This is a genomic window from Rouxiella sp. S1S-2, assembly GCF_009208105.1.
Lineage (GTDB): Bacteria > Pseudomonadota > Gammaproteobacteria > Enterobacterales > Enterobacteriaceae > Rouxiella.
Map to the genome: position 1 here is coordinate 1,052,591 of NZ_WFKL01000001.1, position 26,204 is coordinate 1,078,794.

General features: G+C 52.9%; 25 protein-coding genes. 22 read left to right on the top strand and 3 right to left on the bottom strand.

Annotated features, from left to right (window positions below):
- Nucleotides 1–12 precede the first annotated feature (12 nt).
- The 15 genes from GA565_RS04880 to GA565_RS04950 all read left to right on the top strand — a co-directional run bounded on the left by GA565_RS04880 (nt 13) and on the right by GA565_RS04950 (nt 15,704).
- Nucleotides 13–657, top strand: a complete 645-nt coding sequence (locus GA565_RS04880; protein ID WP_152201315.1) for a DUF4286 family protein — start codon at nt 13–15, stop codon at nt 655–657.
- Complete coding sequence (locus GA565_RS04885; RefSeq protein ID WP_152197567.1) at nt 654–1,982, top strand: MFS transporter; 1,329 nt, start codon at nt 654–656, stop codon at nt 1,980–1,982. The genes GA565_RS04880 and GA565_RS04885 overlap by 4 nt, the downstream gene beginning before the upstream one ends.
- A gap of 376 nt (nt 1,983–2,358) precedes the next feature.
- Complete coding sequence (locus GA565_RS04890) at nt 2,359–3,210, top strand: DeoR/GlpR family DNA-binding transcription regulator (protein WP_152197568.1); 852 nt, start codon at nt 2,359–2,361, stop codon at nt 3,208–3,210.
- Nucleotides 3,211–3,306: 96 nt separating this feature from the next.
- A complete protein-coding gene (locus GA565_RS04895) occupies nt 3,307–4,290 on the top strand; it encodes a substrate-binding domain-containing protein (RefSeq protein ID WP_152197569.1) in 984 nt (327 codons plus the stop codon).
- 2 nt (nt 4,291–4,292) lie between these two features.
- Nucleotides 4,293–5,828 (top strand): sugar ABC transporter ATP-binding protein, encoded by a 1,536-nt coding sequence (locus GA565_RS04900; RefSeq protein WP_152197570.1) that lies wholly within the window; start codon nt 4,293–4,295, stop codon nt 5,826–5,828.
- The gene (locus tag GA565_RS04905; protein WP_084983389.1) at nt 5,821–6,810 is read left to right on the top strand and encodes an ABC transporter permease; all 990 of its coding nucleotides are present in this window, start codon (nt 5,821–5,823) and stop codon (nt 6,808–6,810) included. The genes GA565_RS04900 and GA565_RS04905 overlap by 8 nt, the downstream gene beginning before the upstream one ends.
- A 77-nt stretch (nt 6,811–6,887) precedes the next feature.
- On the top strand, nt 6,888–7,943 hold the full coding sequence (locus GA565_RS04910) for an ABC transporter permease (protein WP_370518019.1): 1,056 nt from the start codon (nt 6,888–6,890) through the stop codon (nt 7,941–7,943).
- 71 nt (nt 7,944–8,014) lie between these two features.
- Nucleotides 8,015–8,695 (top strand): D-allulose 6-phosphate 3-epimerase, encoded by a 681-nt coding sequence (gene alsE / locus GA565_RS04915; protein WP_055772662.1) that lies wholly within the window; start codon nt 8,015–8,017, stop codon nt 8,693–8,695.
- A 15-nt stretch (nt 8,696–8,710) separates the two neighbouring features.
- Complete coding sequence (alsK, locus tag GA565_RS04920) at nt 8,711–9,658, top strand: allose kinase (RefSeq protein WP_152197572.1); 948 nt, start codon at nt 8,711–8,713, stop codon at nt 9,656–9,658.
- Nucleotides 9,655–10,599: a ribokinase gene (locus GA565_RS04925; RefSeq protein WP_152197573.1), complete on the top strand. Its 945-nt coding sequence runs from the start codon at nt 9,655–9,657 to the stop codon at nt 10,597–10,599. The genes alsK and GA565_RS04925 overlap by 4 nt, the downstream gene beginning before the upstream one ends.
- Before the next feature lie 94 nt (nt 10,600–10,693).
- Nucleotides 10,694–11,566, top strand: coding sequence for a carbohydrate ABC transporter permease (locus GA565_RS04930; RefSeq protein ID WP_084983392.1), 873 nt, complete (start codon nt 10,694–10,696; stop codon nt 11,564–11,566).
- Nucleotides 11,556–12,458: a carbohydrate ABC transporter permease gene (locus GA565_RS04935; protein ID WP_055772673.1), complete on the top strand. Its 903-nt coding sequence runs from the start codon at nt 11,556–11,558 to the stop codon at nt 12,456–12,458. Before GA565_RS04930 ends, GA565_RS04935 begins: the two co-directional genes overlap by 11 nt.
- Before the next feature lie 9 nt (nt 12,459–12,467).
- Nucleotides 12,468–13,295 (top strand): phosphodiesterase, encoded by an 828-nt coding sequence (locus GA565_RS04940; protein ID WP_152197574.1) that lies wholly within the window; start codon nt 12,468–12,470, stop codon nt 13,293–13,295.
- Nucleotides 13,295–14,404 carry an ABC transporter ATP-binding protein gene (locus GA565_RS04945; RefSeq protein WP_193311876.1) on the top strand — a complete coding sequence of 370 codons (1,110 nt, stop codon included), beginning with the start codon at nt 13,295–13,297 and terminating at the stop codon, nt 14,402–14,404. Before GA565_RS04940 ends, GA565_RS04945 begins: the two co-directional genes overlap by 1 nt.
- Nucleotides 14,397–15,704: an ABC transporter substrate-binding protein gene (locus tag GA565_RS04950; RefSeq protein WP_152197576.1), complete on the top strand. Its 1,308-nt coding sequence runs from the start codon at nt 14,397–14,399 to the stop codon at nt 15,702–15,704. Before GA565_RS04945 ends, GA565_RS04950 begins: the two co-directional genes overlap by 8 nt.
- Nucleotides 15,705–15,761: 57 nt before the next feature.
- Here GA565_RS04950 and GA565_RS04955 read toward each other — a convergent pair whose 3' ends face one another.
- On the bottom strand, nt 15,762–16,370 hold the full coding sequence (locus GA565_RS04955) for an HD family hydrolase (RefSeq protein WP_055772684.1): 609 nt from the start codon (nt 16,368–16,370) through the stop codon (nt 15,762–15,764).
- 300 nt (nt 16,371–16,670) lie between these two features.
- Between GA565_RS04955 and GA565_RS04960 the strand changes: the two genes are divergently transcribed.
- A complete protein-coding gene (locus tag GA565_RS04960) occupies nt 16,671–17,318 on the top strand; it encodes a hemolysin III family protein (RefSeq protein WP_152197577.1) in 648 nt (215 codons plus the stop codon).
- 178 nt (nt 17,319–17,496) lie between these two features.
- A complete protein-coding gene (locus tag GA565_RS04965; protein WP_152197578.1) occupies nt 17,497–19,926 on the top strand; it encodes a M60 family metallopeptidase in 2,430 nt (809 codons plus the stop codon).
- A 108-nt stretch (nt 19,927–20,034) separates the two neighbouring features.
- Here the strand turns inward: GA565_RS04965 and ygfZ are convergent, their stop codons facing one another.
- Nucleotides 20,035–21,027, bottom strand: coding sequence for a tRNA-modifying protein YgfZ (ygfZ, locus tag GA565_RS04970; RefSeq protein WP_152197579.1), 993 nt, complete (start codon nt 21,025–21,027; stop codon nt 20,035–20,037).
- 318 nt (nt 21,028–21,345) lie between these two features.
- On the opposite strand from ygfZ, the gene sdhE reads away from it, so the two are divergent.
- Nucleotides 21,346–21,612, top strand: a complete 267-nt coding sequence (gene sdhE, locus GA565_RS04975; RefSeq protein WP_055773174.1) for an FAD assembly factor SdhE — start codon at nt 21,346–21,348, stop codon at nt 21,610–21,612.
- Nucleotides 21,613–21,619: 7 nt separating this feature from the next.
- Entirely contained in the window at nt 21,620–22,057 is a 438-nt protein-coding gene (locus GA565_RS04980; RefSeq protein WP_255474441.1) for a protein YgfX, read from the top strand.
- 41 nt (nt 22,058–22,098) lie between these two features.
- Here GA565_RS04980 and fldB read toward each other — a convergent pair whose 3' ends face one another.
- Nucleotides 22,099–22,617 (bottom strand): flavodoxin FldB, encoded by a 519-nt coding sequence (gene fldB / locus GA565_RS04985; RefSeq protein ID WP_152197581.1) that lies wholly within the window; start codon nt 22,615–22,617, stop codon nt 22,099–22,101.
- A gap of 155 nt (nt 22,618–22,772) precedes the next feature.
- Between fldB and xerD the strand changes: the two genes are divergently transcribed.
- From xerD to recJ, 3 genes are all read left to right on the top strand, one after another.
- On the top strand, nt 22,773–23,654 hold the full coding sequence (xerD, locus tag GA565_RS04990; RefSeq protein WP_152201317.1) for a site-specific tyrosine recombinase XerD: 882 nt from the start codon (nt 22,773–22,775) through the stop codon (nt 23,652–23,654).
- A 26-nt stretch (nt 23,655–23,680) separates the two neighbouring features.
- The gene (gene dsbC / locus GA565_RS04995; RefSeq protein WP_152197582.1) at nt 23,681–24,388 is read left to right on the top strand and encodes a bifunctional protein-disulfide isomerase/oxidoreductase DsbC; all 708 of its coding nucleotides are present in this window, start codon (nt 23,681–23,683) and stop codon (nt 24,386–24,388) included.
- Nucleotides 24,389–24,450: 62 nt separating this feature from the next.
- Nucleotides 24,451–26,184, top strand: a complete 1,734-nt coding sequence (gene recJ, locus GA565_RS05000) for a single-stranded-DNA-specific exonuclease RecJ (protein WP_152197583.1) — start codon at nt 24,451–24,453, stop codon at nt 26,182–26,184.
- The last annotated feature ends 20 nt before the right edge of the window (nt 26,185–26,204 follow it).

Below are 26,204 nucleotides of genomic sequence, written 5' to 3' on the forward strand. Positions count from 1 at the left end.
ACAGGATTAATGATGAACTCTTCAAATCAGGGCATGCTTTTTGTCGCCACCGACGTCGCCGCGCAGGACGAGGCGGACTTTAACCAATGGTACGATCGCGAACACGTCGAAGAGCGCGTACGTATTGAAGGATTTCTTTCCGGTACGCGCTATCAGTCTTTGCAGGGCGGACGCCAATACCTTGGCCTGTATAAAACCGAATCGCTGGAAAGTTTCACCTCCGCTGCGTATCACGCCGCCTTCACGCGACAAACGGAATGGTCGGTGGCTAATCTGCAAAAAATGCAGTCACCGATGCGTCGCGTTTGTGCCATCAGCGCGCAGGTAGGTTTGGGCAGCGGCAGTCATCTGGCCATTGTGACTCTGCCCGTTGGCTCGTTGGAAAACCAAATCGCCGAGCTGGGGAATACGCTTTTTGCTCATGCTGGTTTCATTCATTCAAGCCTGTTGACGCCGGATACTGCGCTCAGTACGCCGTTGCCGAAAGAGTCTCCTGAAAACCGGCAGTTGCTCCCTATGATGTTGATTGAAAGCAGCAGCGCCGAAGCCTCACAGCGTCTGGCCGCCCACGCCTGCCACGCGTTAAACCTTCCATTGGCTGACGTGCTGCACTATAGCCTCGGCTGGCAACTTACCGCACAGGAGTTGAAATCATGAGTCTTTCTTCTACCGATAATCCCAAGGTTTTGCCGCCCAATACCGCCAAGGATGAATACACGCCGCCAAAGACAGGGCGTCTGGCGGCCGCCAGTTCGATAGGCACCGCGCTGGAATGGTATGACTTTACCGTTTACAACATTATGGCGGCGCTGATTTTTAACCACGTGTTTTTCCCCTCGTTTGATCCGCTGGTTGGCACCATTCTGGCGTTTTCGACCTACGCGGTAGGGTATGTTTCAAGACCAATCGGCGGCATGGTGTTTGGTCATTTAGGCGACGTGCTGGGGAGGAAGTTCGTGCTGGTGACAACACTGGTGATCATGGGCGTGACTACGGCGTTAATGGGGTTGCTGCCCGGCTATGCAACCTGGGGCATTTGGAGTCCACTGTTGTTGGTCAGCCTGCGCTTTATTCAGGGCATCGCCCTGGGTGGCGAATGGGCCGGTGCCGTGCTGCTGTCTATGGAACACGGCAAGCCAGAACAGCGCGGCCGCAACGCTTCGTTTGCACAGGTAGGCCCTTCCTGCGGCACGCTGATTGGTACCGGACTCATCACACTGGTTACGGTATTTTTGTCGGCCGATGACTTCCTGTTGTGGGGTTGGCGCATTCCGTTTGTATTAAGCCTGGTACTGGTTGTCTTTGGGCTGTGGCTGCGCCGTGGCGTAGGCGAGACGCCTGCATTTCTTAAATTGGAGCAGACGAAAAACACCACCCACACGCCGATTAAAGAAGTGTTCACCCAGCATTTTCGTCCACTGCTGGTGGCAGGTGGTGCACGTATTGGTTCAGACGTGCTTTATGCGCTGGTGGTGGTCTTTACGCTGACCTACGTCACGACTGTTCTGCACTTGCCGCGACCTCTGGCGCTGACGGCCACTATGCTCGGTGCACTGGGTAACGCGATTACCGTGCCAATGTTCGGGGCGCTCTCGGATAAATGGGGACGTCGGCCGGTTTATATTATGGGTGCCGCACTGGCTATCGTCTGGTCATTCGCGTTCTTTATGCTGCTCGACAGTGCGCATCCGGTGCTTATCTGCCTCGCGGTGATCGGCGGCCTGCAGGTTCACGCCATTATGTACGGGCCGCAGGCGGCGTTTGTCACCGAGCAGTTCCCCACCCGCGTGCGCTATGCCGGTTCCTCGCTGGCTTACACGCTGTCAGGGATTGTTGGCGGAGGCTTTGCACCGCTGATTATTACCACGCTGTTTAAAGAGTACAACACGACGCTGGCGGTTTCATGCTACGTCACGTTGACGTTGCTGATCACTCTGTTGGCCGTGTTTGCCGCCAAGGAGACGGCCAAAAAACCGCTATAAAAGTCCGACCTCGTTATATTCCAGTCACCCCTTGTGTAAGCGACCGTTTAGCGGTCGCTTTTTATTTATTCAAATAAAACCCCTTCAGGATGACCGAATTCGGGCAATCCAACACAAACGGTCACTTTCGGTCACTTGTTGAACCGAGGAATTGTGACCGTTTGCTGAAACACTCGTGACAACTTGCAACCTTGAAAGCGATTTAATGCAGGCCCCGCCACAGATCTTGAATTTACCATTTCACCTTATCTCATTTTTTTTTGACAAATATCACACGGCGAGCGCGGCGATAAGACCGCGTGGCCCGTTATGAGGCAACGCGCATTCAGAAAGCCTGCGCTTGCGTATCTTATTCACTATCGGGAAGGGGAAAAAAATGCTGCCTGTTGAACGTCATCGCTTTATTACCGAAATCCTTAGCCAACGCGGTCGGGTGCTGGTTCAGGAAGTTGCCACACTGTGCCAGATATCGCTGGAAACGGCTCGCCGTGACCTCGCGCTGCTGGAGAAACGCGGCGCGTTGTTGCGCAGCCACGGAGGCGCGGTATTTGTCGAGCAGCACGAAAGCGAAAAGCTCTATGTGCCGGCGCAGATTGAGCAGGGTGAATCATTTCGCGAACGCAGTAACCAGGCGCCGGACCAGAAAACCCGCATTGCTAAACGGGCACTGGCGCTGATTAATCCCGGCGACTGTTTACTGCTCGACAGTAGCTCGACCAGCTGGTTTTTAGCGCGGCAATTGCCCGACATCCAGCTCGTGGTATTGACTAACTCGCTGCATATCATCCAGACCCTGGCGGCCAAGGCCAACGTCAAAACCATCGGGTTGGGCGGTGAATATTCGGCGAAATATGAAGACTTCATCGGTGTATTGGCCGAGAAAATCTTAAAAGAGTTCGTGATTAACAAGCTGTTTTTCTCCTGTCACGGCATTAGCCATGAAGGTGGGATCCGCGAGAGCAACGAGCACCATGCCCGGCTAAAACAGCAAATGTTGCTGTCGTCGGAACACAAAGTTCTGCTGGCCGATTCCAGCAAGTTTGGTCGCCGATCCTTTGCTCGCATTTGCCACTATCGGGAAATAGATACGCTGATCACCGATTCGCTGGAGGACGACGAATTCCGTCAGGAATTGGCCTGGAGCAACGTCAATGTGATTGAGGTTGCCCCGGTTAGAAACAAGCAAGTTAGCGTCAAGACACACCGGGGAGACTCATCTCCTGTTTAAACCAAAAACATCTTACCTATAAGTCACAACAACAATAACAGCCGTGGTGAGCCACTGACTGCGGTAAAAAACTGACAATTTGTGGAGTAAAAAAACATGAAGAAAACTGTACTTGCCTGCCTGTTTGCAGCCGCTTTCCTCTCTATTTCGGCGCACGCGGCCGACAAAATTCGCATGGGGGTCGTGGTTAAAGTGGGCGGTAATCCATGGTTCAACGCCATGGAAGTCGGCATTAAACAGGAAGCGGCGAAAGAGGGCATTGATGCCTGGCAGGTCGGCCCAACCGGCGCTGACCCGGCGCTGCAAGTGCGCGCGATTGAAGACTTGATTGCCCAGAAAGTCGACATCATTGGCGTGGTGCCAAACGACGCCAAGGTGCTTGAGCCGGTGCTTAAACGCGCGCGTGACGCCGGTATCAAAGTCATCACCCATGAATCACCGGATCAGAAATACGCTGACTGGGATTTTGAAATGGTTGATGCGCAGCAGCACGGCATTAACCACATGATTGCGCTGGCGAAATGTATGAAAGAAACCGGCAGCTACGCCATCTATGTCGGCAGCCTGACGGTACCGGTGCACAAAACCTGGGCCGATGCCGCCGTGAAATATCAGAAGGAACATTACCCGAATATGCATCAGGTGGGTGACCGTTTTGGCGTCGCTGAATCTCTGGATGACACCATCCGCACCACTAACGATCTGATGTCTAAATATCCCGATCTGAAAGGCATTCTGGCGATTGGTTCACAGGGTCCTATTGGCGCGGGCCGTGCGGTGCTTAACCGCGGTAAAGCCGGTGATATCTGCGTATTTGGGCCATTCAGTCCGGGTCAGGGTTCTTCACTGGTTAAAAGCGGTGCCATCTCCGGCGGCTACATTTGGAACCCAATGGTCGCGGGTGAAATCTTTGTTCGTATCGCTGGCATGATCTCTAAAGGCGAGAAAATCACCGACGGCATGGACATTGAAGGTATGGGCAAGGTGAAGGTCGATGAAACGACTCACACCATTGTGGGTAATCGTACCGAAAGTCTCGACAAAGAAAATCTGCCGAAACTGGTCAAAATGGGGCTGTAATTATGGCGATCTCCGAGATTTTCCAACATGACACCTCAGGCGCTGAAGACGTTCGTCCGTTAATCGACGTCGAAAATCTTTCAGTGACCTTCGGCGGACAGCGTGCGTTGAACAATATTTCTCTGCGGCTGATGCCGGGCGAAGTGCACTGTCTGGCCGGCACCAACGGCTGCGGAAAAAGCACGCTCATCAAGGTTATCTCGGGGGTCTACCAGCCCGATAATGGCTGCAAAATTTCACTCGGCGACAAGACCTTTAGCCGACTGACGCCGGATCAGGCGCGCAGCTTTGGTATTCAGGTGATTTACCAGGACCTGTCGCTGTTCCCGAACCTGACCGTCGCCGAAAATATTGCTTTTGAACACAACCTGCATGGCCTGCTCGGCTGGTATCGTCCGGGCCGTCTGCGCCAAACCGCACAGCGCATTCTCGACGAGCTGAACTTCACGCTGGACCTGGACAGCAAAGTGTCCGCGCTGCCGATTGCTCAACGCCAGCAGGTCGCCATTTGCCGTGCGCTGGTGGCCGATGCACGTTTGGTGATTATGGATGAGCCAACTGCCTCGCTGACTCGCACCGAAGTGAATCAACTGCTGCGCACCGTGCATTACCTGAAAGCGAAAGGGATTAGCGTGGTGTTCGTTAGTCATCGTCTTGATGAAGTGCTTGAAATTTCGGACAGCGTAACGGTTATCCGCGACGGGCAAAAAGTGGGCACCTTCCCGGCGTCTGAGGTCAGCAGTGAACGACTGACCGAGCTGATGACCGGTCTGAAACTCAACTACGCGCTGAAGGCGGCTAACCAGCATGACGAACGCATCATGCTCGAGCTCGATAATCTCAGCCGTGCTGATCAGTATCACAACGTCAATCTCAAACTGTATCAGGGCGAAGTGCTCGGCCTGTGCGGGCTTCTTGGTTCAGGGCGCACCGAGCTGGCGCTGAGTCTGTTTGGCATGACCAAGCCTGACAGCGGAAAAATCTATCTCGACAGCAAACCTGTACGTTTTCGCGGTCATGAGGATGCGATTAAATCCGGTATTGGTTACGTCTCGGAAGATCGGCTGACGCTAGGGCTGGTGCAGCAGCAGTCGGTGGGGGACAACACTGTGTTGGCCATTATGGATCAGCTACGCAGTCGTTTTCATCTGATCGATGAATACCGCAAAAACAAAATCGTCTACCAGTGGATCGAAAAACTCGGCGTCAAAGTGGCCGATCCGGATCAGGCGATCTCCACGCTTTCCGGCGGTAATCAGCAAAAGATCGTGCTCGCCAAATGGGTACTGACGCAGCCGAAGATCCTGATCCTCGACTCGCCAACCGTGGGCGTCGACGTGGGGGCCAAAGCCAGTATTTACCAGTTGATCCATCAGCTGGCGGCGGAAGGGATCTCTATCTTGCTGATTTCTGACGAAGTGCCAGAAGTGTATTTCAACTGCGATCGTGTGCTGCATTTTAGTGAAGGCACGGTGATGGGCGAATATTTCCCTCGCGGAATAACTCAGCAGCAGCTTGCGGAGGCGGTGAATGCTTAATTTAAAACGATTTAAACCGTCCAGTAACGAAGGTTATCTGGCCTGGGTATTGCTGGCGTTGGTGGTGATTTTTTCCGTGCTCAGCAACCAGTTTTTAACGCTGCGCAATCTGTTGGACCTCAGCGAAAGCTACGCGGTGAGCGGTATTTTCGCTCTCGGCCTGTTCGTGGTGTTGGTCACCGGCGGTATCGATATCTCCTTCGCCGCTGTCGCTTCGGTAGTGCAGTACATCATCGCGACGCTCGCCATCAGCTACGGCATGAGCAATCCGCTCGGGAGCATTGTGCTGGCGGTGGCGATTGGCACCGCGCTGGGCATGGTGAATGCGGTGCTGATTTACTGCCTGCGTATCGTTTCTATCATTGTGACCATCAGCATGCAGTCGCTGCTGTTTGGCATGCTGATGTGGCTCACCAAGGGCACCAGCCTTTATGACCTGCCTGACTGGCTGGTGACGCCGCTCAAAGTGTTGCCGTTTAGCGTGGGGGCAGAACATTACCAGATTGGCCTACCGATTGTGGTGATGCTGCTGGTGGCCGCACTGACCTGGGTATTGCTCAATAAAACGCACCTCGGACGCCAGCTGTTTGCGGTGGGCGGGGATCAGGAATCGGCACGCCGTATCGGTATTCGCGTTGGCCTGCTCCATCTGTTTGCCTATGGGTATTTAGGGGCGATGGCGGCGGTAGGCGGGTTGGTGCAGGTCTATCGCGTCGGGGAAGTGGTGCCCAATGCGCTGGTTGGCGGCGAGCTTGACGTACTGGCGGCGGCAGTGCTGGGTGGCGCAAGCCTTAACGGCGGTAAAGGAAGTGTCGTCGGCACGCTGATGGGCGTGTTCCTGATTGGCATTCTGAAAAACGGCCTGAATCTTATTGGTGTCTCTAATTACTTTATGAACGTGGTGATCGGCGGGGTCATTGTGGTGGCTATTACGATTACGCATTACAAAAAACGCAAAGAAACCGACGTTGGCTTTGCCTGATGTCCGTTTTTTCTGGTCCCCGTCTTTGCTGATATTTAAGGAATGCCGCCATGTTTGCTAAATCAAAGAGTCTGTTAATGAAAGAAAAAACGGGCAGTAAAGCGCCTCAGCTTCCGCGTTTCAAAGTTGATGCGACCAATAAAGGGCTGATGTTGTTGCTGGTTCTGGTGGTGGTGGGTTTCAGTATCGCCATGCCGGGCCGCTTTTTTAGTGACGCGACCTTCATGAGCGTGGCCTTCCAACTGCCTGAACTGGGCCTACTGACGCTGGCGATGTTTATTCCTATCCTCAGTGGGGGTTTAAACCTGTGCATTATCGCCACCGCGAACCTCACCAGCCTGCTGATGGCCTGGGTGTTTATGACTTATCTGCCGCCGGATGCCAGCATGCTGATGCAGGCCGTTTGGCTGACGATTGCCTTGGTCGGCGCGATGGTTTTGGCACTGGTGATTGGCATGCTGACTGGCGCACTGGTGGCCTATATCGGCGCGCATCCGATTCTGGTGACGCTGGCCACCATGACGATGGTTAACGGGATTGGTATCTATCTTTCACGCGGTGCGGCGCTGAGCGGAATGCCGGACATCGTGCGCTTTATCGGCGCAGAAACCGTGTTTGGCGTGCCGGTACCGCTGATTATTTTCCTCGCCACTGCGGTAGTTATCTCGGTATTCCTTGAGCGCACTCGTTTGGGGAAATACATCTACATGAGCGGCAGCAACATTAATGCCACCCATTTCAGCGGCGTGAACACCCACCGCGTGTTAATCGCCATCTACGTGCTCTCGAGCATGCTGTGCGTGATTGCCGGTCTGGTGATGATGGCGCGGTTTAACTCGGCACGCATGGGCTACGGCGACTCTTATTTACTGCTGACCGTGCTGGCGATCATTCTCGGCGGAACCGACCCGTTTGGCGGCTTCGGCAAGGTCAGCGGCGTGGTGCTGTCGCTGATTGTTCTACAGGTGATTGCCACCGGGCTCAATCTGCTCAATGTCAGCCCGCACTTTAGCCTGGCGATGTGGGGCGTGGTGCTGATTGTGGTGCTGGCGGTGAAATTCTTCCGCACCCGCTATCTCCAGCAGCGAGCCAGCCGGCGCAGTGCCGCCAAGGCGCGTGCTGCTCAGCTCTGAGCATGATTGAAAACGCATCAATACCGACACTTATCTTGAACCTCGGCCTCTGGGGCCCTTAGGAAAACGCTATGGAATACAAAATTTCGCCTTCATTAATGTGTATGAGCCTGTTTGATATCAAAGAGCAGCTTTCTGTGCTCAATCGCCGTGCCGACATGCTGCATATCGATATTATGGACGGACATTATGTGAAAAATATCACTCTGTCGCCGTTCTTTATCGAGCAGATCCGCCCACACACTCAGTTGCTGCTCGACGTTCATATGATGGTTGAAAATCCTACCGATTTTATCGAGGCGATCGCTAAGGCCGGTGCCGACTATATCTGTCCTCATGCCGAAACCATCAACCGTGATGCCTTCCGCGTGATCAATCAGATCCGCTCATTCGGTAAGAAAGTAGGCATTGTGCTTAACCCGGCCACGCCGGTTGAGTTCATTCAGCACTATATTCACTTGCTGGATAAAATCACCATCATGACAGTGGATCCGGGCTATGCCGGTCAGCCATTTATTCCTGAAATGCTCAACAAAGTCAGCCAGCTGCGCGATTTGAAACAACAGCACGGCTATAAGTATTTGATCGAGATTGATGGATCCTGCAACGAGCGTACTTATCAGGATCTGATGGGCGCGGGGGCAGAAGTGTTAATTGTGGGCACCTCCGGTCTATTCAATCTAGATAAAGATCTGGATAAGGCGTGGGACAAAATGCTCGATCAGATGCGTCAGGCACGTCAGGCAGCCTAAGGGCAGGAGAGCCGTATGCACTGTTTTCTCGGCGTAGATATTGGCGGCACCAACACCCGTTTGATGCTGATGGACGGCAATAAAAAGTTTCACGGATACAAAAAAGTGGCGACCCAGTCGTGGGCTGGCCTGAGTGACCCGCTCGACGGGCTACAGCAGCTTATTAGCCACTATTTACAGCAGGCAGGCCACGCCAGACAGGTGGTCAGAGTGATGCTGGGTCTGCCGGGAATTCTCTCGCGTGACCGCCAAACCGTGCTGTCGCTGCCGTTTATTCCGGCGCTGGACGACCAGCCGGTAGCGCGATTGCTATCGGCGAGACTGGGTCTGCCGGTGGTGATGGACAAAGATGTTAACCACCTGATGTGGTGGGACTTAACTCGTCTTGGCACCTTGCCTGACGTGGCGGTTGGCGTATATTTAGGCACCGGTCTGGGCAACAGTTTGTGGCTTAATCAGGACTTTTATCACGGCGCACACGGCGCGGCCGGTGAGTTGGGGCATATCCCTCTGGAGGGTAATCCGGCGCTGTGCCCGTGCGGAAAAGTGGGCTGCGTTGAAACGCTGACCTCGGGCAACTGGTTGGCAGGATGGAAACGCCAACACGCCGCAGATACCGCCTTCGCCGACCTGTTTACCGTGCACGGCAAACATCCTGAATTATTGGCGTTTGTTGACCGATTGGGGCGCACGATTGCTACCGAAATGAACATTCTCGACCCACAATATCTGGTGCTGGGCGGCGGCGTTCTCGCCATGGCCGGGTTCCCGAGTGAGCGGCTTGAGCAGCAAATCCGCAGCCATCTGCGTGGCCCACAGCCGGCAAACGGCCTGCGAATTGTGCAAAGCGGTGTGACGGATGAAACCGGCTGCCGTGGTGCCTGTCTGGCCGCACAGCGCGACTTTGAACGTTGTGAACCACAGAGTTCCGGCATGGAAATGCCAGTAAGGAGAAAGGCATGAAAAAAGGCAAAGTCTGCGTATTAGGGTCCTTCAACCTGGACATCGTGGCGGGAATGTCACGCTTTCCGCAGCCCGGCGAATCGCTGATTGCACACAACAGCATGATGGGTGCGGGAGGCAAAGGTGCCAACCAGGCGGTTGCGGCGCTGCGTGCGGGTGCACGGGTGCATTACATCGGTAAAGTCGGGCGCGATGATTTTGGCACTTTTGCCCGTCGCCATCTCGACAGTGCCGGGTTTGACGCGGTTACGCTGTTTTCTACCGCCGATTTCCCCACCGGCAACGCGCTTATTTACGTCGCCGGTGTTGATGCAGAAAATATGATTGCCGTTGATCCTGGCGCCAATTTGACCTTCACGCAGGATGAAATTGAGTCATGCCGACCCGCTATCGCCGCCGCTGATATTCTGCTCACCCAGTTGGAAAACAATCTTCCAGCGATTGAGAAAGTCATTGATATTGCGACTGAAGCTGGCACTTACATCATTTTGAACCCAGCCCCTTTCCAGCCGGTTTCCGATGCGCTGTTGGCAAAAGTTGACTTACTGACGCCAAATGCCACCGAATGCACCCTGCTGACCGGTATCACAGTGAAAGATGTTTCTTCTGCCCAGCAGGCGGCGGGGGTGCTGCACGGTAAAGGGATTAATGCGCTGATTATCACGCTTGGCACTCAGGGTGCGCTGCTGTCCGTGGCTGGGCAGACCCAGCTGGTTGCTGCCTTCGCCGCCGTGCCTAAAGACACCACCGGCGCGGGCGATGCTTTCAACGGCGCATTGGCTGCCCAGCTTGCCAGCGGCGTCGCGTTGGTCGATGCGGCGAGCTTTGCCTCCGCCTATGCGTCAGTTTGCGTAGAAAGAGCCGGTGCGGCTTCTTCAATGCCAACCTATGAGGAAGCGCTCGCGCGGCAGTCAACCGCAATCAAGCGGATTGTTCAGTAACATTTGAGTAATAAACAATCACATAACTGACATTTTACTGAAATACAGAAAGACTAGGGTAAGCATCCTATTAAGACCCGCTGGAAAAATAGCGATGCGACACAAGATTTTCCCTTACCTGATTTTACTGCCGACTCTGGTCTTTCTGTTTGCCTTTACCTATTTCCCGCTGCTGCGTTCGGCGATGGACAGCCTGTTCGACAGCCGTATGGCAAGCACCAACCCGCCTTTTGTCGGCCTGCAAAACTATCAGCGCCTGTTTGAAGACGCCGTCTTTTGGCGCGCTCTGCTCAATAATCTCGCCTACATTCTGATGACAGTGATCCCCGGTATTGTGCTGGCACTGCTGTTGGCGGTGGCCTTATGGGAAAATACCTCGCTCAATCGCTGGCTGCGCACTGCCTTTTTCTTCCCAATGATCATTCCACTGGTCAGTGCCGCAACGCTGTGGCTGTTTATTTTTATGCCTGGAATGGGCCTGCTCGACTACTATCTTGCCAAATTTTTTGGTCCGATGAACAACAACTATCTCGGCATGAGTAACAGCGCGCTGATTGCACTGAGCGTGATTGGCGTATGGAAATTTGCCGGTTACTACATGCTGTTTTTCTTGGCCGGATTGCAGTCTATTCCCGCATCGGCCCGCGAAGCCGCGCTGATGGAAGGCGCGTCGCGCACGCAGGTATTTTTTTACATCACACTGCCGCTGCTGCGACCGACGATAAGCTTTGTGGTGACCATTGCGCTGATTTATTCCATTACCCAAATCGACCACGTGGCGGTGATGACGCAGGGTGGCCCGAATAACGCGACCACAGTGCTGCTTTACTACATTCAAAGCCTCGCTAACGATACGCACGACCTAGGCAAGGCCTCCGCCGCCACTTTTATCACTCTGTTGCTGCTGTTTGCCTTCTCGGTTCTTAATCTGCGCGTTTTGGAAAGAGGAGCCCACCATGAGCGTTGAAACATCCCCTCAGCCGTTGCTGAAAAAATCCGTCGGCAGTCAGACCGGTGCACGCCGAGGTTCACTGCTGCTGCGTCGTACTTCGCGTATGACATTGCCAATTTTGCTGTGCTGTGCGGCGCTGCTGTGGTTGACGCCTTTTATCTGGATGCTCTCATCGGCCTTTAGCGAAAGCAGCTTCTCGCCCAACATGGCCTCTATGCTGCCGCGTTTTCCTCTGACCTTCGACAACTTTAAGCAAGCCTGGGAAAGCGCCGACTGGCTGAGGCTGTATGCCAATACGCTGTTCTTCTCCTTCGGCACTTTTTTGGTTCAGCTGGTCACTATCACCACCGCAGGCTACGTGTTTGCCTATCACGAGTTTCGCGGCAAGCAGGCGCTGTTTTACCTGCTGCTTATCCAACTGATGATCATGCCGGTCATCATGATGGTGCCCAATATGATGATCCTTAAACAGATAGGCCTGCTCAATACGCTAACCGGCACCATGATGCCGTATTTCGCGTCGGCATTTGGCGTGTTCCTGATGCGTCAGGCGTTTCTGGCTATCCCGCGTGAAATTGAAGAGGCGGCGTTAATGGAGGGCTGTCGTTGGTGGCAGGTGGTGTTCCGCGTACTTATTCCGATGTCGTGGCCCGCTATTTTAGCGTTCGCCACCGTCAGTATCACCTATCACTGGAACGAATATTTATGGCCGCTGATGGTGCTTAACGATCCCGACAAACAAGTACTGACCGTAGGTCTGGTGTCGTTTGCCATGGGCGCCGAGTCGGGCGGGCAGTGGGGATTAATTACCGCAGGCACGTTGATGGTGTGCTTCCCGCTGATGCTGGCGTTTGTTCTTTTTCAGAAACAGTTCCTTAAAAGCTTCGGTTTTTCAGGCATTAAATAAGGAGTTTCCATGTTTTTAGCTCAAATTTCCGACATGCATTTTCGCAGCCACGGCCGCAAACTGTATGACTTTATCGACGTCAATGCCTGCAATGCTGAAGTGGTCAGCCAGCTCAATGCGCTGGAAGAACGCCCGGATGCGGTTGTTATTACCGGTGACATCGTTAACTGCGGTCTGGCCAGCGAATACCAGGTTGCCCGCCATACGCTGGGAAATCTGCGTTACCCGCTGTACATCATTCCGGGCAATCACGATGACAAAGCGCAGTTTTTAGAAGCCATGGGGCCACTGTGCCCGCAGTTGGGGACGGATCCGCAAAACATGCACTATGCGGTCGATGATTTCGACATGCGCCTGCTGTTTATCGACTCCAGCCTGGCGGGTGAATCAAAGGGGTGGTTAACGCCACAAACGCTGTCTTGGCTTGAGGCACAGCTGGAGCAGGGCGGCGATAAACCGACGGCGGTGTTTATGCATCATCCGCCGATGAAGCTTGGCTCGGCGCAGATGGACAGCATCGCCTGTGAAAACGGCGACCAGCTGCTGGCGCTGATCGAACGTTTCCCGTCGCTGTGTCGCGTTTTCTGTGGTCACACCCACCGGCTGATTTTCACCCAATATCGTCAGGCGATCATCACTACCATTCCGGGCACGGTGCATCAGGTGCCTTACTATCATGAGAATCCGGCACCGTTTTATAACCTTGAACCTGCCGCCTGTCTGATGCATCGCCTGGTGGATAAAACTGGCTTGGTCAGCTATTTACACCCGCTGTCGCAGTATCCGGGACCGTATCTTTACGATGCCAATATCAGTTGCCCGGTGGATGAAAAATAATGTCGAGCATTCGTCTGGAGAACGTCAGTAAACAGTTTGAAGGCAGTATGGCGGTCAATAACCTGTCGCTGGAAATCGCCGACGGCGAATTTCTGGTGCTGGTGGGGCCTTCAGGATGTGGGAAAAGTACGCTGCTGCGCCTGCTGGCCGGTCTCGAACAGGTCAGCGAAGGGCGTATTTTGCAGGCCGGAAGCGACATCACCGACCTTGAGCCACGCGAGCGTAATTTTTCGATGATCTTCCAGAACTACGCGCTTTTTCCGCACATGACCGTTGAGCAGAACATTACTTTCGGCATGCGTATGCGTAATGAACCCAAGTCGCAGCATCGGGCGCGGGTAGACAGAGTGGCAGATCTGCTGCAGTTAGGTGAACTGCTGGGCCGCAAGCCGGGCAAGCTTTCCGGCGGCCAGCGCCAGCGCGTGGCGATGGCGCGGGCTATTGTGCGTGACCCTAAACTTTTTTTGATGGATGAACCGCTGTCGAATCTGGATGCACGACTGAGAACCGAAGTGCGCGACGGTATCATGACACTGCACCAGCAGCTGAAAACCAGCACCGTTTACGTGACCCACGACCAGATGGAAGCCATGACCATGGCTGACCGCATTGCGGTGCTTAACGGCGGTCATTTACAGCAAATCGGTGCGCCGCAAACGCTGTACGCTCATCCGGCCAATCTGTTCGTTGCCGGATTTATTGGCACACCGGCGATGAACATTTTCAAACTGCCTTGCCGCGATGGCGTGGTGATGGTCGATAACCAGGCCGTTCACCTGCCCGATACCGCCCACGCACGCCAGTTGACCGAGGTTTATCTTGGCATCAGACCCGAGCATATCGAAGACGATGCCCGCTTTACTCCACGCAGTGGCGACGATAGCGGGCGAATTATGCTTACCGCGTCACTGACTTACTGCGAACTGCTGGGAGCGGACTATCTCAATCATGCCCAAACCTCGCTCGGCGCACTGCGTTACCTGAGAGAAAACCGTGGCAATGCACCACAGGCTAATCAACAGGTTACGTTGAGTTTTTCTTTGCAGGACATTCACCTTTTTTCAGGCCAAAACCAGCTAAATTTACACCGGGAGATGCAGCATGCGTAATATTAAGGCGCTCACCTTGGCGGTCACGATGATGACCGCCGGCGGCGTATCAGCCAAGCAGAGTATTGATTTTATGTTCCCCGCGCCGGTCGATGGCAAACTGACGATGGAAATGACGCGGGTCATTAAAGAGTTCAACCAGTCGCAGAATGACGTGGAAGTGCGCGGCATTTTCACCGGCAACTACGACACTACTAAGGTGAAGGCCGAGGCTGCGGCAAAATCGGGCGAGCCACCGGCGCTGGTGATTATGTCAGCCAACTTTACCGCCGATCTGGCGATTAAAAATGAAATTTTGCCGATGGACGAACTGTTCCAATACGGCAATGAAAAGGCGACGCCGTTCCTGACTCAAAACTTCTGGCCCGCGATGCGCCAAAATGCTCAAGTTAACGGCGTGACTTACGCTATCCCGTTCCACAATTCGACACCGATTCTGTATTACAACAAAGACATGTTCAAGAAGGCCGGTATTGATCATCCACCGGCCGACTGGGCCGAACTGCTGGCCGATGCCAAAAAACTCACCGACCAGGCCAAAGGGCAGTGGGGCGTTATGCTGCCGTCAACCAATGATGACTACGGCGCCTGGATACTTTCTGCACTGACTCGCGCCAACGGCGGTAATTACTACAACGCCGACTATCCGGGCGAAGTATATTACAACCAGCCTTCGACCATTGGCGCGCTGCGTTTCTGGCAGAATTTGGTGTATCGCGACAAAGTGATGCCGGAAGGCGTGTTGAATTCGAAACAAATCAGTGCGGCGTTTTTCTCAGGCAAACTGGGTATGACCATGCTCAGTACCGGCGCGCTGGGTTTTATGCGGGAAAATACCAAAGACTTCGAGCTAGGCGTGGCGATGATGCCGAAGGAAGTGCGCAATGCGGTGACTATCGGCGGAGCGAGTCTGGTCAGCTTCAAGGGCATTTCTGACGCGCAGAAAAAAGCAGCCTACACCTTCCTGCAGTATCTGGTCAGCCCGAAAGTGAACGGCAGCTGGAGTCGATTCACCGGCTACTTCTCACCACGTATCGCGTCTTACGATACGCCAGAGATGAAGGACTATATTGCCAAAGATTCGCGGGCTGCAGTTGCCCTGCAACAGCTTAAGTATGCGATGCCGTGGTATGCTACCTATGAAACTGTTGCCGTGCGTCAGGCGATGGAAAACCAGCTGGGTGCTCTGATGAACGATGCCAAACTGACGCCGGAAGCGGCAGCAGCCGAGGCGCAGAAGCAGGCTGACGGAATCATGAAACCTTACAATGAGCAGACCGCGCTGAGTCTGCCTAAATAAAAATCATTAACCCTCCCAGAATTTTTACAGTCCGGGAGGGTTATGACTCATAAAAAACTACTTCAGCCAGCCCTGTTCGTGGGCGTTGTTCAGATGCACCAGCAGGTGTTCCCAAAGCAGTGGATTCACTTCGCTGATAAATGCATTGCGCGAAAGCACCTGCTCCAGGCGAATGTTGTTCTCCACCCAACTCTGGCCCTTATTATTAAGATTCATCACCACCGGCAGAACACGATCGATGACTAGCGCAAAGCGAGCTTCTGGCGTTTCACCCGCCTCGTACTCATTCCACAGCGCCAGAAACTGCTGATTCAGCGGTGAGGGCAGCATGCCGAACAGGCGATTAGCGGCTTCAACTTCTTTTGAGTGGACGGCTTCGCGTGCCGCCAGGTCATAGACCAGTACGTCACCCGCATCAATCTCGACGATATCGTGCAGCAGCGCCATGCGGATCACTTTTTGGATATCGACATCTTTTTCCGCGAAGGGCGCAAGGCTCATAGCCGCAACGGCGAAATGCCAGCTGTGCTCCGCCGAATTTTCCTGACGCTGTGTACCTAACACTTTGGTACGGCGTTGCACGCTTTTCAATTTATCGATTTCCATAAGAAATTGAAAAACTTCGGTCATCGGGCCGAAATTAAGTGCCGGAGAGGCTACGGACATAATTACACCTTAGTCATTTAGAGACGGCTGTTTCAGAAAAATCCTTTAACCCTGCATTTTGAATGCATTGTATTGAGTACGATACGGCTAAAAGGCAAAAAAATCATGTTCTAAGCCACGATTCATTAAAAATTTTTAACCGGGAATCGCATGAGTATCCCGTGGATTGTAAAGATGGCTGAGCCCTCGTTACATCGCTTTATACAATATTTAAGCTTACACGTGTACACTGGAATTGATCTCATATACAGTGCGGTTGCAGTTAAATTGTGTATTTTCTGGTCTCGAGGGTCTCAACGTATGGTTAAAGTATCACCACCGGGATATCCGTGGGCGGAAGAAATTGCTAATAGCCTCAGTCACGGCGTTGGTGTAGTTTTTGGCATAGTGGGTCTTGTGCTTTTACTGGTACAGGCGGTGGGTGCCAATGCGGGCGCCATGGCTATTACCAGCTACAGCCTTTATGGCGGAAGCATGATCCTGCTGTTTTTGGCATCCACGCTTTATCACGCGATCCCGCATGAAAAAGCCAAGTATTGGCTTAAAAAACTTGACCATTGCGCCATTTATTTACTGATCGCCGGCACCTACACGCCGTTCCTGCTGGTGGGCTTGGATTCACCGCTGGCAAACGGATTAATGGTCGTTATCTGGTCGATTGCCGCTTTCGGCGTGGTGTTCAAGCTGGCATTTGCCCACCGATTTGAAGTGTTGTCTTTGGTTATTTACCTGACCATGGGCTGGCTGTCGCTGATTGTGATTTATCAGCTGGCGATGAAGCTTTCTCACGGCGGCGTTATTCTGCTGGCTGCGGGGGGCATTATTTACACGCTGGGGGTGATTTTTTATGCCTCGAAGCGTATTCGATTTGGGCATGCAATCTGGCACGGCTTTGTGCTTGGTGGATGTTTCTGCCACTTTCTGGCTATCTACTATTACGTTAGATAAAACAGGTACGTTAGATAAACATCCCTTCTGATGATTACCTACAGAGCCTCATGTGCTTTGTAGGTAACTTTCTCTATTTTTAAACTATTATTCTCTGCTCAATCAGGAATGTTCTGAACATCACCTCGTTTATATTTGTGTCCATATATTTCAAAATATAAATATAAAAGAGGAAGTTATGTCTAAACGGACCTTATTCAAATACTCGACGCTGGCTGTTTCGTTATTTTGTCTCTACCCAGCCACGGTCGCTGCAAATACGCCTGCAGAATCTTCATCCTCACTCTCGCAGATGCGCGGCTCAGTCGAATCTCCTCGTCAATTTGTTTTAGACCAACCTGGCGAACCGAACATGGTCGAAAAACAGTACCGCTGGCATGATCAAACGCCTTTGCAATCCACTGGTTTCTGGGTGGAAAAAGGCGAGACCGTGGAGATTAATGTCAACCATCAAGGGGGGAGTCTAACACCTGCTTTGGCGTTTTTTGTTACTACACCTGATGACAGAACCACTCACTATAAGCACGCATTCAAAAAGGCGCTGAAACAGGGTGACAATACCCTCGTTTCGGAAAAAAGCGGCATCATCTATATCGCTAATTATCACGCTCCAATTACCGGTGATATCAAGATAAACATCCGCTCAGGTGCAAAACCCTTTGCTCGTTTTGTTTTGAATCAGCACAGCGCCCAAGACTATCAGCAGATGCTGAGTCAATTTAACGATATTCCCTATGTCGAATTAGTCAGTAAGCGAATGATGATCACTTTGCGCCGCGCTAAAGCCGTGAAATATATTGGCTCAAAAGGCCCTGAGGAGATGCTTAAAAATTGGGACAAAATTGTTACGTTTGCTGAAAATCAGTACGGTTTGATCGACGAAAATACAAACAGCCCGCACCAGCGTATTCGTCACCGCTTTCACTGGTTAGACGGCATATCTTTGCCCGGCGTGGCTAATAATAACAACTGCGGGGGGTATATGAATTCGGGCTCGTGGCGGATGCAAGCCTGTACCGAGGACGCAATAGGAGACGTTGTTGATAATAAACTCCTGACCAGCGAAGAAGGCTGGGGGGGCTGGCATGAACTGGGACATCAGTTCCAGATGATCCCGATGGATTGGGGAACGTCGGCGGGGGGCGGCAACATGACCGAAGTGGTGGTGAATTTGACCTCACTTTACGTCCAGCGTGAAATGGGCATGGGCTCAAGGCTGGAATATGGCAGATTTTGGGATGAGGATGTCTTCCCCTATCTGAATCAATCCAAACGCGATTATCACAATCTCGATAGCCTGTTCACCAAAGTCGCGATGCTCTGGCAGCTTGATCTGACCTTTGGCAGTGATTTTTATGCCCGACTTGGCAAGGTTTACCGTGAAATACCGCAAAAGCAGCAACCTGCTAACTCAGATGAAAAAGTTCAGCGCTTTATTCTGGAAACCAGCCGCCTTTCTGGCTACGACCTGACGCCTTTCTTCGATAAATGGGGCCTGCCGATCACCCAACAGACGAAGAAAAGCCTTAGCGCACTCGAGCTTAAAAAGCTAAACGTTCCAATCTGGGAAAATAGAGACAACGACATTCGTTATGATCTTTCGCAAGGCGTTGAAAAACCGCTTTCGGCAAAACTGCAAAATGCGAGTGCTGAAAGCGGCGATCTATCACATTGGCATCTTGATCAAGGGCAATTTCGTGTAGTCAAAACCCAGGACGGAATCAAGCCTGCGCAGGGGGGTTATTTCTTTACCGCCCGCCTAAGTGACAGTGCCGCAGATTATGCACGCCAGGACCAAATGACCCAAAGTATTCGCCTGGATAATGCAACGGTAAGCCAGGGAGAGTCAACGGCCACACTGAGCTTTAAAAGTAACAGCTGGGGAGACGGTGATTTCGGCACGGTAAGCCTTATTGCTCGCGACAAGCAGGGCGGTACGCTGCAAACAAAAGCGGTTGATACACAAAGTATTCAAAATAAGTGGTTAGACAATCATATTGTCATGGCGTTGCCTGCGGACAGCGCAACGTTAGCCGTGCAGGTTCAGGCTACTAAAAAAAGCGGAGAAATGTCAGACGTCCATTTTGATGATTTCGTTTTGAAAGTCGAAAAAGCCGTCGTGGGCGAGCCAGATAATTTACTTCCTGTTGCCCATGCCTCTGTTAATCCGACAAGCCTTACGGGTGCGGGGAAAATTACCCTCAGTGCTTCAGGCAGTTATGACCCAGAGGGTGAAAAGTTAATCTACCGATGGAAGCAGGTTGCAGGACCGACCGTGTCCCTCGTTTCACCTAATAAATTGCAGTCAACTGCGCAGCTTTCAGCCGTGAGCCAAAAAACCCTTTATAGTTTTGAAGTCACGGTAACGGATGTTAAGGGAGCCTATGCCACTCGTGCAGTGAGCATGACGCAACAGCCCGAAGTCACCAGCACAGTACCCGCGTGGGATCGCTCAAAAACCTATCCTAAACCCTGTGTGAAAGTCTCTTATCAGGGCAAAGAGTGGTTTAACGGCTGGTGGACGGTGGGGAATACACCGGGTTCTGACGGTATATTCGGGGTCTGGCGTGAGATGGGCGCGAAGGACATGCACGCACCCTGTAAATAACCTGTGTAGAGGTAATTAATTACCCCCGCAGAAGGCGTTTTCTATTCTGTCTGCGGGGGTCGGAGTACCACAATGTTCAAACTCATTGTAGTCAGTGGTCGGTGTTGCTTACTTCTCTTCTTCCAACGAATAAGGCAGCGGCTGAATGCGCAGAGAGCTTGCGGCTTCATCACGCACACGAAGCAGGTTGTCGGTATTCAAATCATTGTTCAGCACCGCCTGAACCCACACTGAGCCATCTCCCAACTGAACGGCCGCCAGCACGGTGCCGGTACGACGCCAGTTTTCACCCAGTTGCAGTTCAAGGTCATCGCCCGCTGCAGGCACTTTGCTTGACTTGCCCGCCAGCCAATAAAGGGCGCGCTTGTTGGCACCGCGATATTTCGCACGTGCTACCATCTCCTGACCGGCATAGCAGCCTTTGGTAAAGCTGATGCCTTCCAGTGCCTGAATATTGGTGGCCTGCGGGATAAACTGCACGCTGTTAACGGTATCGATCACCGGAAAACCCGCTTCAATATCTAGCGCCAGCCACTGTTGGCTGTCGTTTAACTGCGCCTGTTCGCCAATTTCTTGTGTAATCTGCTGTGCTTTCTCGGGGCTGGTCACAATCAGATAACGCTCGGCAGGCAGGGCAAAGTGCAACAGAGTCGATTCGTCCTGTTGAACAACCTGATTAGTGGCATCCGGCAGCGTTGAGAAAATACTCTTCAGCGCCGCGCTGGCCTGAAAACCGGCCACGCCAAGCAGCACGACGTCGTCGTCTGCGGTGAAGGTGATTTTTGAGAACACCGCATACTTCTTCATTTCGTGCATCTGGTTGTCGCGCAGGTTGCGACGTTCAATAAACGCCATGCCGTCGCCGCGCTTGAACAGACGCATGTTGCTCCACATCTTGCCTTTGGCATCGCAGTGCGCGCAAAGCACGTGGCAGTCGGGCGCGAGTTTCTCAACGTCGGTAGTGACCTGACCCTGCAGGTATTTGAGCGTGTCAGCACCGGTCACAGTGACCAGCGCCCAGTCTTCCAACGACATAATAGTCAGTGGAAGATGCGATGAAGATGCAGGTTTCTGCGGGGGGAACGGATACTTGTACGCCATGATATTTCCTAATCCTGTGCTGCTGATTTAGGGAGGTATACAGGCATGGTAAAAGAGCTGGCCCGCTTTGAAAACACTTATTGATACTGTTTACGGTACGTCTCGCATCGATTGCTTAGTCGTTACCATCACGACCTGCTATTTTGCGGCACGTTACCCAAAAATGAACATCGTGTGACATCCTTACACTGAATAGTTACGCGAGAACAGACTGGGCTGGTAGAATCAAGGCTGAATGATAAAAATGAACGCCTCAGTACAGTTACGTCGATGATGAGCCATTCCGTTAAAAAGAGCCTTTATATGGATATCAGCACCATGGATATAAATAACAAATCACGCATCCACTGGGCCTGCCGCCGCGGCATGAAAGAACTCGATATGGCTATCATGCCGTTCTTTAATTATGAGTTCGATACCCTGAGCGATGAAGACAAACAGCAATTTGCCCGCTTGCTGGAGTGCGACGACCCCGACTTGTTTAACTGGTTAATGAATTACGGTGAGCCGGACGATGTGGAGTTGAAGCGTATGGTTAACCTGATTCAAACGCGAAATAAAGACCGTGGCCCTGTGGCAATGTGATTTAAGGGTGTCGTGGCGTAGCCAGCTTTTCTCGTTGGCAGTTCATGGCATTCTAATTTTAGCGATCTTACTTACGCCCTGGCCGCCTGAAGATTGGGTTATCTGGCTGGTTTTACTGGTTATTGTGGTATCTCAGGCGATACGTAGTCAGCGTCGTATCAGCGCACGTCACGGCGAAATCAGCCTGCTGGCGCAGGACAGACTCCTATGGCGCAAGCAGGAGTGGAAAATAAAACAGCCGGTTTGGATGATCGACAGTGGTATTTTGTTATCGCTCAAGAGAGAACACACGCCGCGTGGCTGGTTTAAGGCGCTTCGTGGTAAAAAAAATAAGCTTTGGCTGGCTTCAGACAGCATGAGTGAGGAAGAGTGGCGTAATCTGAGGCAGGTGTTGCTTACCGGAAAACGCGATGCGACACCGGTCAAAAATCACCCTCCGCTCTAATTACTGAGTAACAAGGCGGAGGGCAGACCCTGCGTGAACGCTTAGAGCAGGGCGTCCATCTCGAGTAGAATCTGGTCGCACCACTCTTGCAGGCGGTCTTCGCTTAGCTCGAACTGATTGACTTCGTCCAGCGCCAGGCCCACAAAGTGCTTACCGTCTGCACTAAGCGGTTTTGGGCTGGTGAACTCAAAGCCTTCGATTGGCCAAAATCCGATGAACTGTACGCCAAGCGGCAAGAGGCGGTCATACAACATGCCTAGTGCATCCAGGAACCATTCACCGTATCCCAGTTGATCGCCCATACCATACATGGCAACGATTTTTCCACGCAGGTTGAGGGTCGAAAGCCTCTCCCATACTGCTTCCCAGTCTTCCTGAATTTCACCGAAGTCCCAGGTGGGGATACCCAGAATCAAAATGTCGTACTCCTCCATTTTAGCAGGGTCGACATCCTTTAAGTTGTGCAGATCCACCAAGTCTTCACCCAGGATTTCGCGGATTTTTTCAGCCGCCATCTCGGTGTAACAGGTGCTTGAACCATAGAAAAGACCAATCTTCATTATGCTTGCTGCCGTACTTAGTCGATCAATGAATGGCGGTCAGTGTACCAGATTTGTGCCAAATTAAGGCATAATGCGCGGGTATTACCTTCACCCTCGGCCAACCCTGGAAACAGGACAAAGGAGAGAATGTGCCTAAACCAGACGATGCCCACATGCTGGTCGAACAGTTTCTCGATGCGCTGTGGCTTGAAAGAAACCTCGCCGAAAACACGCTGGCATCCTATCGCCTAGACCTGAAGTCGCTGCTGATGTGGATGGACCATCATGAGACAGACCTGCTTCAGGTACAGGCGCTTGAGCTGCAATCCTTCCTTGCCGAGCGGGTCGAGGGCGGCTATAAGGCGACCAGCTCTGCGCGGTTGCTGAGTGCGATGCGGCGTTTCTTTCAATATTTGAACCGCGAGTCACTGCGTGACGATGACCCAACGGCGCTGCTCTCGTCGCCCAAACTGCCACAGCGGTTGCCTAAAGACCTCAGTGAAGCGCAGGTTGAATCGCTGCTCGCGGCCCCAAGTACAGATATTCCTCTAGAGTTACGAGATAAGTCTATGCTCGAGCTGCTGTATGCTACCGGGCTACGCGTCTCCGAGCTGGTGGGGCTGACATTGAGCGATATTAGTTTGCGCCAAGGCGTGGTGCGGGTTATTGGTAAGGGTGACAAGGAGCGGCTGGTGCCGTTGGGAGAAGAGGCTGTCTATTGGCTGGAAAACTATCTAGAGCACGGCAGACCTTGGTTGATGAACGGCCAGTCACTGGATATTGTTTTCCCCAGCAACCGCAGTCAAAAAATGACCCGTCAGACCTTTTGGCACCGAATTAAACACTATGCGGTGCTGGCCGGTATCGATACGGCAAGACTGTCGCCGCACGTGTTAAGGCACGCTTTTGCCACTCATTTGTTGAACCACGGTGCAGACTTACGTGTCGTGCAGATGCTTTTGGGCCACAGTGACCTGTCGACCACGCAAATTTATACTCATGTAGCAACGGAGCGTCTAAAGCAGCTACATCAACAACATCACCCTCGTGCCTGATCCGAGGGAGAACAAAGGACGTAACGATGAAAAAAACTCTACTCATGCTGGCCCTGGTGGCCGCAGGTTTAACTCAGGCAGCACACGCCGACGATGCCGCCATGAAAAACACCTTCAAGAAGATTGGCCTTGAAAATGCGCAAGTCAACACCTCACCTATCAAAGGCTTAAAAGCGGTAACGACTCCGCAGGGCGTGATTTACGTCAGTGAAGACGGTAAATATGTGCTGCAGGGACCTTTGTACGACGTGAGCGGTGAGCGCCCGGTTAATCTTAGCAATCAGGCATTGATCACTAAACTCAATGCCTTGCAAAATGAGATGATCGTTTACAAGGCGGCGAAAGAGCAGCGGGTGATCACGGTATTCACTGATATTACCTGCGGCTATTGCCACAAACTGCATCAGCAAATGAAAGGCTATAATGATCTCGGCATTACCGTGCGTTATCTTGCTTTCCCGCGCGCCGGTTTGGGGTCGCCCACTGAAAAAGAGATGCAGTCAATATGGAACACCGGCGACCGCAAAAAGGCGCTGGATGAGGCAATGCGCGGCGACGCCGTTTCCCCTATTGCCAAAACTGCTGAAAGCAAAGTCGATATTTCCAAACACTTTGAGCTAGGTCAACAGCTTGGCGTAACGGGAACACCGGCCGTGGTGCTGGAAGACGGAACGCTGGTTCCGGGCTACCAACCGCCTGAGGCAATGGCCGCCATGCTGGGTATCAAAGCATAAGACTTTAACGGACGGTCGGATGACACCCCTGCCGTCAAAAATTATATAGGTGGTTGATTTTCGTGACAGTCAAGACCCAGCTTCGCCGTCGTGAGGCACAGGAAGGCGCCGATTTACCCGCGGACCTGCCCCCTTTGCTACGTCGTCTTTACGCCATGCGCGGAGTAAAACAGAGTCAGGAACTTGAGCGCGGCGTGCGCGGTTTGCTCGACTATAAACAGCTCGACGGCATTGATGATGCCGTAAAACTGCTGCAAAACGCGCTGACTGAGCGTCTACAGATCATGATTGTCGGGGATTTTGACGCCGACGGTGCAACCAGCACGGCGCTGACCGTGTTGTCGCTGCGCAGTATGGGCTACGACGGCGTGAAATATCTGGTGCCTAATCGTTTTGAAGACGGCTACGGGCTAAGTCCGGAAGTGGTTGAGCAGGCTGCGGCGCGCGGCGCACAGTTGATCCTCACCGTTGATAACGGTATTTCATCGCATGCGGGCGTTGAGCTGGCACATGAAAAGGGCATTCAGGTACTGATCACTGACCACCACTTGCCGGGTGAAACGCTGCCGGCTGCCGAAGCGATTATCAATCCTAATTTGCACGGCTGTGCTTTCCCGTCCAAGTCGCTGGCGGGCGTTGGCGTGGCGTTTTATTTGATGCTTGCGCTGCGCAGCTCGCTGCGCGAAAGCGGTTGGTTTGAGCAGAGCGGACTGCCGATGCCTAATTTGGCCGAATGGTTGGATCTGGTTGCGTTGGGGACTGTCGCCGACGTGGTGCCGCTGGATACTAACAATAGAATTCTTGTTTATCAGGGGCTTAACCGAATTCGCGCCGGTAAGTGCCGCCCAGGCGTTCGCGCGTTGCTCGAAGTCGCAGGGCGCGAGGCACGCCAGCTCACCGCCAGTGACTTGGGTTTTGCGCTTGGGCCACGGCTCAATGCGGCGGGGCGGCTTGACGACATGTCGGTAGGTGTAGCGCTGCTGCTCAGCGAAGACATGGCGCAGGCTCGGGCCTTGGCGGGTGACCTTGACGCACTGAATCTGATGCGTAGGGAAATCGAGCAGGGAATGCAGGTTGAAGCGCTGGCTTTATGCGAAAAGTTAGAAACAAGCACTGAGAATCTGCCGTTTGGACTGGCGATGTATCATCCCGAGTGGCATCAGGGCGTGGTCGGTATACTGGCTTCGCGCTTGAAAGAACGCTTCAATCGTCCGGTCATCGCCTTTGCCCCTGCCGGTGATGGCGTGCTCAAAGGTTCGGGCCGGTCAATTAATGGGTTACACATGCGCGATGCGCTGGAGCGGCTTGATACCCTTAATCCCGGGCTGATGATGAAGTTTGGCGGTCATGCCATGGCTGCGGGTCTTTCGCTGGAAGCGGATAAATTTGACCAGTTCCGCGATCTTTTTGCCGAGCTGGTGGGCGAATGGCTCGACCCGTCTTATCTTGAGGGCGTGGTATGGTCTGACGGCGAACTGACATCTCAGCAGATGTCGATAGAAACCGCCGAGCAGATTCGCGAGGGCGGGCCGTGGGGGCAATCGTTCCCAGAACCGGTATTCGACGGCACTTTCCGTATTTTGCAGCAAAAACTGTTGAAAGAGCGGCATTTGAAACTGATGATCGAACCGCTAGGCGGTGGTCCTTTACTGGACGGTATTGCCTTTAATATCGACCCTACTTTATGGCCCGACAGCAGCGTGCGCGAGGTGCAACTGGCCTACAAGCTGGATATCAACGAATACCGCGGTAACCGTAACGTTCAACTGATGATCCAGTACCTGTGGCCACGCTAAGTCACGCAATATCTCTTCAT